Here is a 10,612-nt window from a genome sequence, read left to right as displayed (position 1 = left end):
TTATCAGGAATCTGCAGGCTGAAATCAATTAATTCATTGCAAATTTAAGGCAACTGTATGTTTAAATACGAAGAGTATGATGTCGAAAAAAAACTATCCTGTTTTATTAAAAAACTCTGGATACTCGATAATTCGGCTAGTGCTAGTGATGTATCGGGGAAATCAGTTTTGCCAAACGGATGTTTCAATATTGCTGTGATACAGGGAAACGGATTGACGGTTGAGCATCAGGGCCGGGAACAACATCTAACACAAGGGACTTATTTCTGCGGGCAGATGACCGAAGCCATCAGCGTGACCGTCAGAAGTGGGGCAAAAGCTACGATGATCCAACTCCATGCATGGACACCAGTACACTTCAGTTCAGTTGATATGTACCAATTTCATGACCAGATATTGCCTTTTGAATCAACTGGAATAGACTTAGACGTAATGGGTAAACTGCAAGGACAAAGCAATCAAAAAATCTGTCAAAATATCTTCTTAATATTTAAACCACATCTGGTTACGAATGTTAGCGCCAGACTAATATACCTGGCCACCACGATCTTATTAAACAATAAGGGTTATTACGCTATAGAGAAATTGGCGCAAGATTTAAAATGCTCTTCGAGATACCTTCAAAAGATGTTTAAGAAACATGTCGGTTTAACACCAAAACAGTTTGCGTTGATATTGAAATTACGTTCTACGGTAGACGAGATTGCGTATCCACAGCAAGATCAATCCTCATTTGTTAATCTTGCTGTGGATAATCATTTTTACGATCAGGCTCATTTTAACAATGCATTTAAATCCATAGTAAAAACATCGCCAAAAAATTTTAAAGTACTGGATTATTTTCTTTCTCTGAAGAGGTAATATTTGCAGTATGATCAGCTTAAATAGTTTTTTTTACTCCTGATCACAATCTATTTCAATAGCACACCGTTAATTTTCAACCTGGTCCAGTTGCCTGGATACCCCTGTCCTTTGATGTAGGTGTTGATGTAAGGATGCCCTTTTAGATTGATGTGGTAGATGTAGTCAAAAGAAAAGCTCATTTTGTTATCAGTCTTTTCCGTGACGGTTACCTGCTGGTCAGTATCGTTGCCCGTTCCGTTGGTGAAAAACTGATCACCGAGCTTTGCACTGAAATCTCCTCTTATAACTCTGGTGTCTGGATGGTTCGGATCGCTGGAAATAAGTTTACCGTTTTCATCGATGCGCAGGTAGCTGACCGCATAAGCATCGCCTCCGATAAGTGAGACAAATTTATAATAGCGCTTTCCGCTGATGAGCACGCTGTCTTTGATTTCCGTGTAATTCTGATCATTCATGTACCAGAGGTTTCCAACCTGCATTGGCAAATAAGCGTCAGAAATTTTAGGTTGAGGGGTTGCTAATGGTTTTTTGCAGCTACTGAGGATGGCGAGGCTTAATAGCAGGATACTGGTTTTGAGCTTCAGGTTTTTCATGGGTCTGGTTTTTAAGGTTTATTCAGAAAACGGGAAGGTTGCTGCAAACGCTACATGGGGATGAAATAATAGTATGATTGAAAAGGCCAATCTGATTAACCCCTTACCGCCAAATTGCTGATAATTGACTAATAGCAGTTTATCTAAAATTAATTTCTGGTTAGACGGGGCAATATCCGCTGCATTATCAAGTCTTTTACAATGAATGCCATTTAATTACGAAAAACAAAAACATATTATTTATCCGATATTGCATCATAAAATGCTTCGCGGTACACCTCGCCTAGTGCAATTGTTTTTTCTCCAATACTTATTCGGTTTCGTTCCACACTGTCAATCTTATCGATAGCCACAATAAAGGATTTGTGGATGCGTATAAACTGATCAGCGGGTAACTGCTCTTCGGTTTTTTTCATGGTTTGTAAGCTGATAATCTTTTCTGTAGCCGTGCAAATCGTCACATAGTTTTGTAAACCTTCTATATATAGAATATCTGCTACATCAACCCTAATCAATTTGTATTCGGTTTTCACGAAAATATGGCTAACCACTTTCTCCTTTGCTTGAAGTTTCCTATTCAATTTAGTCGTTTCTGACAAGCCATTTAAAATCAATTGTGCTTTTTCAACTGCTTTATAAAAGCGTTCGAAAGATACAGGCTTTAACAGATAATCAACCGCATCATGCTCGAAACCTTCAAGGGCGTACTCCGCATAGGCCGTTGTTAAAACCACGAGGCATTTTCCTTTTACAATTTTCATAAATTGCAGGCCGCTGAGCTCAGGCATCTGTATGTCGAGGAAAACCAGGTCTGCCTCACCTTCAATAACCTTATTTATGGCTTCTAAAGGATTAACCGTACTAAAACTTAAAGTGAGTGCCGGAACTTTGGAAATGTAGTGTTTTAAAATGTCAATGGCTAAGGGCTTATCGTCTACAATGATGCATCTAATCATAAAGGTCAATTTTTAAATCAACAATAAAGGTATCGGTTTGTTGGTCAATCAAAAGCTCATATCGATTTGGATAGATCAATTCCAAACGTCTCTGCACATTCACCAGGCCAATTCCTCCGGTTCTGTCTTTTTTGGCAATGTTGATTCGGTTGCGAAGATGCAGATGAAAGGCCTGTTGTTCAATCGTAATTAAAATCTCGATGGGGTGTTCATGATTTTTAAAAACCCCATGTTTAAAGGCATTTTCTATGAAATTGATCAGGATCAATGGGGCGATCTTTTGTTGTTCTATTCTGCCGATTAATTTAAAATTAATATGCGAATTTCCTTTTTGCCCAATTTTTTGAAGGTCGATTACATTTTTTAGATAGTCTATTTCGTTAGTCAATGGCACGTAAGCGTCATCGCTTTCCCTCAACATGTATCGTAACAGTTCAGAGAGCTTCAATAGTGCATCCGGTGCCTCTTCAGATTGCTGTTGGGTCAGCGCATAAATATCGTTGATGGTGTTGAACAGGTAGTGTGGGTTTACTTGTGATTTTAAAAAGGCCAGTTCTGTTTTAAGCTGCTCTTTTTCTATCACTTCTTTCTCGGCACGGACTCTGCGCCAATCCATCAGATAACTCAGCAATAAACCCAAAAATATATTCAGAAAATTAGCACTCAAGGTGACAAAGAAAGCAAAAAGGAAGTCTAGGTCTAAACTATAGCTTTTCCAGCCAATCCTTGGATAGACAATTTGCTCCATCAGGTAATAAAGTGGACTAAATAAAAGAATACAGCCCAGCAGTGAAAAAATATAGTTAATAATGTTTCTCTTTTTGAGCACATATGGAACTAACAAAAGGTAGTTCGCATAAAAAAATAAAACAGAACAGGCAATTTGTAGAACTTTAACTGGCAGTACAATAGAAAGGAACAACCGCCAATCGAATTGTGTGCCCAAAACCCCGGTACCTATAGATACCAATAAAACTTGCATCAGCACCAATAACCAATAGCCAATATGCAGGTATACAAATAGTCGTTTCTTCATGATTTAAAGGTATGTTAAATTGGGAATGCCGGGAAAAAGAATACACGAAACGGCAAATTTTATTGACAGGATGGCTAAATGACTACACGATATTGATTTATGCCTTGTTTTGATCTTGTCAACGAAAGTGTGGCGTTGGTCAATCGCTTTTTTTAAAAAACTTTTTGAGATAGACATTTGAGCAGCAAACAAAATTAATATCACATGAAAACAATTAAATATAACTTGATGGCACTTTTGGCATTCCTAATACTTGCCATGCCGAAGGTAAAAGCTCAGCAGTCTAATCATAAACCTGAAAATGAGCGGATTAAGCAGTTTATACAAATATGGGGTCTGGTTAAATATAAATCCCAAAAAAGCATAACTGGTAAATTCGATGCAGATAAATCTTTTTTAGGACTAATCGATTCGGTTAAAAATGCAGATCAAAAACAATTCAACCAACTGATGTCAACACTGATCGGATCGGTTGACCCTTCGTTTACCGCAACAGCTCATGGCTATAAACGAGCTACATTGAATAGCCATCAGCATTTGCTAAAAAATATTGATTACAGCTGGATGAAAAGTAAAAGTTTTACGGTAGAATTGAGACAGCAACTAACAGATTTATCTAATCAGGTTAATCTAAGCAACAGGCATCAATATATTCCATCGGTTTGGTATGAAGGTGATTTGCCAAACGAAGATGCATATGCCAATTATATTTTTAGTGAAGAAGATATGAATTTGCTAGCCTTGGCCAAGGCCTGGAATGCTGTGGAATATCTTTCTCCCTATAAATACGTGATGGATAAAGATTGGAGGAAGGTTTTAGTAGAAATGATCCCTGTTTTTAGAGCGGTCAACGATAAGACCAGCTATGAGAAAAGCATTTTGATGTTGGCTGTTTCTATCAATGATACCCATAGTTTAGAATTGTTGGAGAGTGGAAATTTGAAAATGATCAGTGCTCTCTTCAATGTGCGGTATTATCCACCCTTTGATTATAAGGCAGAGCCGAAAAGTATAATCATTAAAAAATTCTTAACGGATTCTCTAGCCAAAATTAGTCCATTAAAAGCTGGCGATGAGCTGATAGCCATAAACGGAATTAAGGTAGCGCGCTGGCTAAAAGAAAGGGCTGCGTTAATTCCTGCATCTAACGATGCAGTTAAATATAGAGAATTGAGTACTTCTGATAATGACAGGGGGGACACCTTTGCCTTCAGTAATTTGGAAAGTGGAACGTTAAACGTAAAAGTCAAAAGAAATGGAGCTTACCATAATTTAAAGCTCCTGATGTTGGACCGTTATGAGAAACAGAGTGTGAAATTAATCGAGCATGATATCGTAAAGAAAAGGATTGATGAAAAAAAGATTAAAGGTCAGGAAAATATCGCTGAAGATATTGTGTTATTCAGAGCAGGCAATTTTTTTGATAAGGATTTGCCTAAAGAAAAAGACCTTGCTGGGCTATCAATAGAATTGAAAAGTAAAAAAGCTATCATTTTTGATATGAGAAAATACCCACAGTCCCCAGGGTTGTTTGGTTACTATTTACCACTGCTATTAGGTAAGGCTCCATTTGCTTTTGCACGTTATTATGCAGTAGATCTTAAAGACCCGGGAGCATTTATACTTAGGGAAGGAATCGAAAATTATATGTATGTTGCTAAGGATGGTTCACAACCTATAAGAGAATTACACAAAGGCAAAATTGTAATTTTGACTGATGAAAATACCCAAAGTATGGGCGAGTGGTTTGCTATGCTGTTGCGACAATTAAATGGCAATACAACAATTATAGGCAGTCAGACTGCGGGTGCTGATGGTGACGTAAAGAGAATAATACTGCCAGGGTCTTATCGCTTTAGTTTTACGGGCAATGGTATTTTTTATCCGGATGGAAGAGAAACACAGCGCATTGGCATTAAACCAGACATTTATTTTAAACCATCTGCGCAAGATTTGAGCGGATTGGAAGATGCACATCTGCAACGAGCAGTCAAATACATCAGAGAAGGAAAATGAGTTTCTTTGATTGAAGCTGAGATTTCGGCTTCATTCACGAAGCGATTTCGCGTCAAATTGAGAACTTTGAGATAAAACCCAATTTATCTATAATACATTATTTGAGTAAGTGGGGTGGTCAATGTAACCCGATACACTTACTCAAAATTTTGATATAAATTGGTCACCCTTAGCCAAATATCTATGACAAGGCGGGTAGGCTACGTATGGCAACAATATTTGCTAAAACTTCTCCTGTAATGCCGGCAAATACTCTTCAAAATAAAGCCTCTTGTCCTTGAACTTGATAAGGTTCACCATCACAACCGGCCCATGACTTTCCACTTCAGGAAATTGAATCTCATTCGTTGTATTTTTCATAAAGCGAAATTATCCATTACAATGCCGAAAAATGTTTAAGTAGTTGAAGAATTTAAAATTTTTACACGCTAAATTTTGAATACAATTGAACTTGCTTCACCAAGACTAATCGGGAAGCGGTTTGTTTATAACAATACTGAGCGGCCCATTGAATACAATTTAGGCTATTATAAAGCTGATAGTTTCATCTACACTGTTGAGAGTAAAAGGGAATGAGCTAATTAACAGATATACATTTGTATGCAAATGTATTATAGTTGTAATATAGAATAGCTAAACACAAGCTTGCCTCAGCCAACTTATCGAAAGCAACTCCGGAGCGAATATCACTTTCTCCCGGATTCCAATTTTGCCAATAATAGGTAATTCAACTATTTTCAGTCAGCGGATCGCATGAAAAGTTTTATGAATTCAATTTCATTTATCCTATTCTTTGATTTACATTACCGCTGTCATTAGCAATTAGGAATGCGATGGCCAAGTAAGGTTTGTCTCAGGCTATTATTGAATGCAATAGGACGGTGAGTATACTTGTTTTCTTTAACGACAAAGATGAGTGCCGGGCTTACCGCACCAGGCAAATCCCTCAGAATGAGTTGCAGCCACAAATCTACGCTCGGTAGCGCAGGCCCGATTTTGCGTATCGTAATCCGGCCATGCCGGTAAGTAACCATTTCCTCAGTTAAAGTTCGCTGTAAAGCATAGCCCAAGTCAGCCTGATTTTCCCTACCTATTAATGCAATTTTGTTCAGATTCGTTTTCATCATTCTTGAAAGCCATTACCATATATATGAACCCTCGCCGAAAAAATAAGTTCTTAAAATTAAACTCCTTTTAGTGGTACATCGAGTTATTTCAATGCATTCTGCTTAATTAATGTTTACGGAATTTGCTATGCGCATCCTAAATTGCTGAAGGAAAAATTAATATATTTATAAACTAAAATAATGCTTAATTGTATATTTATATATAAATTCAATCTTATGTTGTACAATTTGGTTCAGGATTTGCTAATGCAGGTAAGGGATTATGAGGAAACTGCCGCAAAGCCGGCTGATGATCTCTTGGCATTTTTGGAATGGCAGCGCAGTCGTTATCCACTGCCACCCAATCCAGGTCGTGGCGCCGAACAGGCAGAAGGGCGTTCAATGGATAGTATAATTAACACCGCGATTGTGCACTTATATCGTTATGCAAAAAATGAGGCGAAACAAGCCATTGCCGACACACCTTTTTCGACCATAGATGAATTCATTTACCTGATTGTGCTTATGGTTCATGGACAGATGAGCAAAACGGCATTGATTAAAAGCAATATCCATGATAAGCCTTCCGGAACACTAATCATCAACAGGTTGATTGCAAAAAACTGGGTTTCGCAGCTGCCGGCACTTTCAGATAAACGGATTATGCTTGTCGAGCTCTCGGATTACGGCCGTGAAACCTTGTCTCATCATATGCAACGCATCCGGGAAGTATCAGCGCGTGTAACAGCCCCCCTTTCCGAAAGTGAAAAAAGCACCCTTGCAGCGCTTTTAATTAAACTCGAAAACTTCCACCAAAAACAAAATATATAAGCACTTTCCCCTCCATTGACACTATGAAATCTATTTTCGACGAAGTTTCCATTCGATGCAGTGAAATGATCACCAGGCGGTACAGTACCAGTTTTTCCCTGGGCATCAAGTTTCTGGATAAACAGCATCACAAACCCGTTTACGCGATTTATGGTTTTGTGCGTCTCGCGGATGAGATTGTTGATAGCTTCCATGATTATAATAAAGAGGTGCTGCTGGACAGGTTTAAAAGGGATACCTATTTGGCAATCAGGGAAAAAATCAGTCTCAATCCAGTATTGAATGCCTTCCAAGAGGTTGTTAACGCGTACAAGATCCCGCTGGATTTATTGGAAAGTTTCCTGCAGAGCATGGAAATGGACTTAGCGGACGAGCAATATAACCGTTCTAGATATGAGCAGTACATCCTGGGCTCAGCAGAATCTGTGGGTTTGATGTGCCTGCAGGTTTTTGTCGATGGCAATCCCGGCGCTTATGAGCAGCTCAAGGGACCAGCGATGAAACTGGGTGCAGCTTTTCAGAAGGTTAATTTTTTAAGGGATATCCGTGCAGACTATTACAGCCTTCAGAGAAGCTATTTTCCAGGGCTCAATCCCGAAAATTTTCTGGACGTGGATAAAAAGAGGATAGAACTTGAAATTGAATCCGACTTCAATGCAGCGCTCTCAGGGATAAAAGCATTACCTGCATCGGTAAGAAAAGGGGTATACCTGGCTTATTATTATTACCTGGATCTGTTCCGGAAAATCAAAAACGCAAGCTCTTCGGACCTGATGAGTAAAAGAATCAGAATTTCAAATGGCCGCAAAATCTACTTAATGCTGCAATCCATCACCACCAGGCGCATCGGTTAACCAGGCGTGGTCTTTCTTAACCTTGATACTTTCTCGGGGATTTTACCGGCCATAAAAAGTGGGGAAATATTAGCGTCCTATAGAATCTCATACCGATAGGAATTTCCTTTCCTGCAAAAGGCTATCTGGTCCATGAGCAATTGCATTATACTTTTTGTCCTTCTTTGAAACAAATTATACAGTTCATCCTGGCTCATTTCCAGCGCATCGCGCACCAGGTTCTCCGGCGGGTTAAGCGTTAGGGTTGCCTGTTTTAAGTTATAGGACAGCGCAAAGCCCTTTCCGCCTGAAAAATGAAAGGCGCGGATGATATGTTTGGGAACGGTATTTTGACCATCTATAGCTTGCAGCGCCCCGCTTAGCATTAGGTGCAGTCTCAGGATTTGCCCACCTGCGAAATAAAACTGAAGGATTTTGACTGATAAACTGACCGCTGACAGTTTATATTTGCGAGCGCGGTCCTCAAGTGTGACCTACCTACGTCTAGCTAGGTAATGTTTAATTTCCAGTTCCTGGACCCGTATGCATTTAAATTTCCTGGTCAGCATAGCGGCAAAGCGCTCAAGTCTGTTACTCTGTAACAACTAAATGCTCAGGTATTTTTTAATTGCACGGACCGAGGTACCTTTGAGGGCGACTGCATCATGCAGCTGACTTTCACTTATCTGGAACTGCTGGGTCCAGTAGGCCATTTCAGCCGGGTCTTCCGGATTGATTTCCCTAGATTCCTGCTTATCATCAAAGGGTTCGAGGGTATCGGCATCATTTTCTATAGGGTAGCAGTGCCTGATTTCCTCAGGGTCCGGACTAAATGCTTCGTTATCGGGATTGGGGTTACGGTTTGTCATTTTAAGCTACTTCTTTTTAGATTTATAATTACTATATTCCAATGCGCACAAAATCGCCGTCATTTTCTTTTCGAAAGATAAGTTCAAGATGTGCTTTGGATCCTTCCAGGTTCAACACCTTATCTCTTAGGGACGAAACAAACTTTCAGGGACCAGTTAGCGTTCATCATTAATTCAAAGGCTTTCTGGATTTCCATTGTGTAGCCCGAATTCATCTGTGGCGCCCATAAGAGTGGACGGATTTCTTACCATATCATTTTCATCGTTAAGTGCTGCACTAAAATATAACAACAGGTTTAGCTAAAAAGTTCACCATTAGTTTTGATAAAAAATTGAGATTTGGACTGCTAAGCTTTTAATATAGTCCCATAGTTGTATTTGTTCGTGAATAGGAGGAGGTAGAAATTTCGAAAGAGAATACGGAATGCGCTAGCGTTGAATATAATTCGACCCGGGTGCTACAAGATATCGACAATATATTTTATCAGGCTACCACTAGTAAATACCTTTACCTCATTGTAACTACCCAAATATTGATGAATCATATCATTTATCTGTGAGCTGATACCATGCTCAAATGGTTGAATTTCCAACGCATTGCCCTCTGAAGACTTCCATAATCTCAGCCTCAGAATTGTCTGCCCCTCATTGGTCAGTACAGCATTGAACTTATTGACAATCTCGAGATCAATTCCCTTCGCAGCACTAAAGGGGTCGGCCAGTTCCATTATAATTTCGATTTCATGCGGGGCAATTTCCAACTCCAGATTTTTTATAGCCAAATCGTATGACTCTCTTCTTTCTATATCCCTATGCGAGGTGATTTTGAGGTAACTTCCGTAAAATTTCATTGACATCACTTCCTTCCCCAACTCATCCTGAATTTTAAGTGTTTGTTTGCGGAGGGTATAGTTCAAACCGGAAATACTTAACCGCATAATTTCGCAGACCATTTCTGGTGTATAGTTTCTGCTATTAACGAAGATCCCCATAAACTTCTGGATTTTCACAATCTTATATGCATTTTCAACAACCGGCATCTATATTATGTTTTAACCTGTTTCGCAAACATCACTTTAAGATTGCGAAATCCCATTATAAGGGTACTACTAGAATTTTAAATATCCGCACGTTCTCTTCTATATGAAGTAATGTTAGACAGCACTGAAGGAATCGGAATTGGTAATCTCATGAATCGTTGGCTTGATGTAAGGGCCGTCTGACTGCTGCCCTATTAGTTTAGCTTTATTTGAAGTACAAGAATTGGGAATATGGGCAACAATAAATTACATAAATCGTTTTAGCTCACAATAGTTGTCCATTAAGCAAAACTAATCATACACATTTTGAATAATTTTTTTTCTAACACCGGAATTGTATTATCTTTCAATAAACTAGCAGGTATGGGCATTCTACAGGATAGTCATAATCAGACTTTAAAGTTTTATAGTGAACAGAAAAGGAATACATTTCAACGCGGTGACCGTGTGAGTTTTGATACAGAACTG

General features: G+C 38.9%; 12 protein-coding genes. 4 read left to right on the top strand and 8 right to left on the bottom strand.

Annotation, left to right across the window (positions count from 1 at the left end):
- Window positions 1–57: 57 nt before the first annotated feature.
- Entirely contained in the window at window positions 58–861 is an 804-nt protein-coding gene (locus R2Q16_RS16710) for a helix-turn-helix domain-containing protein (RefSeq protein WP_316738661.1), read from the top strand.
- Window positions 862–911: 50 nt separating this feature from the next.
- On the opposite strand, the gene R2Q16_RS16705 is transcribed toward R2Q16_RS16710, so the two are convergent.
- The 3 genes from R2Q16_RS16705 to R2Q16_RS16695 all read right to left on the bottom strand — a co-directional run bounded on the left by R2Q16_RS16705 (window position 912) and on the right by R2Q16_RS16695 (window position 3,449).
- On the bottom strand, window positions 912–1,457 hold the full coding sequence (locus R2Q16_RS16705) for a hypothetical protein (RefSeq protein ID WP_316738656.1): 546 nt from the start codon (window positions 1,455–1,457) through the stop codon (window positions 912–914).
- A gap of 236 nt (window positions 1,458–1,693) precedes the next feature.
- Entirely contained in the window at window positions 1,694–2,413 is a 720-nt protein-coding gene (locus R2Q16_RS16700) for a LytTR family DNA-binding domain-containing protein (RefSeq protein WP_316738654.1), read from the bottom strand.
- Window positions 2,406–3,449: a sensor histidine kinase gene (locus R2Q16_RS16695; RefSeq protein ID WP_316738651.1), complete on the bottom strand. Its 1,044-nt coding sequence runs from the start codon at window positions 3,447–3,449 to the stop codon at window positions 2,406–2,408. The genes R2Q16_RS16700 and R2Q16_RS16695 overlap by 8 nt, the downstream gene beginning before the upstream one ends.
- Before the next feature lie 204 nt (window positions 3,450–3,653).
- Here R2Q16_RS16695 and R2Q16_RS16690 point away from each other — a divergent pair, with 204 nt between their 5' ends.
- Window positions 3,654–5,465, top strand: a complete 1,812-nt coding sequence (locus R2Q16_RS16690; protein WP_316738647.1) for a S41 family peptidase — start codon at window positions 3,654–3,656, stop codon at window positions 5,463–5,465.
- 222 nt (window positions 5,466–5,687) lie between these two features.
- On the opposite strand, the gene R2Q16_RS16685 is transcribed toward R2Q16_RS16690, so the two are convergent.
- Window positions 5,688–5,825 (bottom strand): hypothetical protein, encoded by a 138-nt coding sequence (locus R2Q16_RS16685; protein WP_316738642.1) that lies wholly within the window; start codon window positions 5,823–5,825, stop codon window positions 5,688–5,690.
- 455 nt (window positions 5,826–6,280) lie between these two features.
- Window positions 6,281–6,592: a hypothetical protein gene (locus R2Q16_RS16680; protein ID WP_316738637.1), complete on the bottom strand. Its 312-nt coding sequence runs from the start codon at window positions 6,590–6,592 to the stop codon at window positions 6,281–6,283.
- A 216-nt stretch (window positions 6,593–6,808) separates the two neighbouring features.
- Between R2Q16_RS16680 and R2Q16_RS16675 the strand changes: the two genes are divergently transcribed.
- Window positions 6,809–7,402, top strand: coding sequence for a MarR family transcriptional regulator (locus tag R2Q16_RS16675; protein ID WP_316738597.1), 594 nt, complete (start codon window positions 6,809–6,811; stop codon window positions 7,400–7,402).
- A gap of 23 nt (window positions 7,403–7,425) precedes the next feature.
- The gene (locus R2Q16_RS16670; RefSeq protein WP_316738594.1) at window positions 7,426–8,256 is read left to right on the top strand and encodes a phytoene/squalene synthase family protein; all 831 of its coding nucleotides are present in this window, start codon (window positions 7,426–7,428) and stop codon (window positions 8,254–8,256) included.
- A gap of 77 nt (window positions 8,257–8,333) precedes the next feature.
- On the opposite strand, the gene R2Q16_RS16665 is transcribed toward R2Q16_RS16670, so the two are convergent.
- The 3 genes from R2Q16_RS16665 to R2Q16_RS16655 form a co-directional block, all read right to left on the bottom strand.
- Window positions 8,334–8,621 carry a hypothetical protein gene (locus tag R2Q16_RS16665; protein WP_316738591.1) on the bottom strand — a complete coding sequence of 96 codons (288 nt, stop codon included), beginning with the start codon at window positions 8,619–8,621 and terminating at the stop codon, window positions 8,334–8,336.
- 219 nt (window positions 8,622–8,840) lie between these two features.
- Window positions 8,841–9,104: a DUF3606 domain-containing protein gene (locus tag R2Q16_RS16660; RefSeq protein WP_316738589.1), complete on the bottom strand. Its 264-nt coding sequence runs from the start codon at window positions 9,102–9,104 to the stop codon at window positions 8,841–8,843.
- A gap of 458 nt (window positions 9,105–9,562) precedes the next feature.
- The gene (locus R2Q16_RS16655) at window positions 9,563–10,096 is read right to left on the bottom strand and encodes a hypothetical protein (protein WP_316738586.1); all 534 of its coding nucleotides are present in this window, start codon (window positions 10,094–10,096) and stop codon (window positions 9,563–9,565) included.
- Window positions 10,097–10,612: the final 516 nt, after the last annotated feature.

It is taken from the genome of Pedobacter aquatilis, assembly GCF_032678425.1.
Taxonomy (GTDB): Bacteria; Bacteroidota; Bacteroidia; order Sphingobacteriales; family Sphingobacteriaceae; genus Pedobacter; species Pedobacter aquatilis_B.
This window is presented reverse-complemented; position numbering and strand designations above follow the sequence as displayed.

What these genes read in the sequence shown, in the direction of transcription:
- R2Q16_RS16705 (WP_316738656.1), bottom strand. Translation starts at nt 1,457, where the DNA reads ATGAAAAACCTGAAGCTCAAAACCAGTATCCTGCTATTAAGCCTCGCC.
- R2Q16_RS16655 (WP_316738586.1), bottom strand. Translation starts at nt 10,096, where the DNA reads ATGGGGATCTTCGTTAATAGCAGAAACTATACACCAGAAATGGTCTGC.
- R2Q16_RS16670 (WP_316738594.1), top strand. Translation starts at nt 7,426, where the DNA reads ATGAAATCTATTTTCGACGAAGTTTCCATTCGATGCAGTGAAATGATC.
- R2Q16_RS16695 (WP_316738651.1), bottom strand. Translation starts at nt 3,449, where the DNA reads ATGAAGAAACGACTATTTGTATACCTGCATATTGGCTATTGGTTATTG.
- R2Q16_RS16660 (WP_316738589.1), bottom strand. Translation starts at nt 9,104, where the DNA reads ATGACAAACCGTAACCCCAATCCCGATAACGAAGCATTTAGTCCGGAC.
- R2Q16_RS16685 (WP_316738642.1), bottom strand. Translation starts at nt 5,825, where the DNA reads ATGAAAAATACAACGAATGAGATTCAATTTCCTGAAGTGGAAAGTCAT.
- R2Q16_RS16700 (WP_316738654.1), bottom strand. Translation starts at nt 2,413, where the DNA reads ATGATTAGATGCATCATTGTAGACGATAAGCCCTTAGCCATTGACATT.
- R2Q16_RS16680 (WP_316738637.1), bottom strand. Translation starts at nt 6,592, where the DNA reads ATGATGAAAACGAATCTGAACAAAATTGCATTAATAGGTAGGGAAAAT.
- R2Q16_RS16675 (WP_316738597.1), top strand. Translation starts at nt 6,809, where the DNA reads ATGTTGTACAATTTGGTTCAGGATTTGCTAATGCAGGTAAGGGATTAT.
- R2Q16_RS16690 (WP_316738647.1), top strand. Translation starts at nt 3,654, where the DNA reads ATGAAAACAATTAAATATAACTTGATGGCACTTTTGGCATTCCTAATA.
- R2Q16_RS16710 (WP_316738661.1), top strand. Translation starts at nt 58, where the DNA reads ATGTTTAAATACGAAGAGTATGATGTCGAAAAAAAACTATCCTGTTTT.
- R2Q16_RS16665 (WP_316738591.1), bottom strand. Translation starts at nt 8,621, where the DNA reads ATGCTAAGCGGGGCGCTGCAAGCTATAGATGGTCAAAATACCGTTCCC.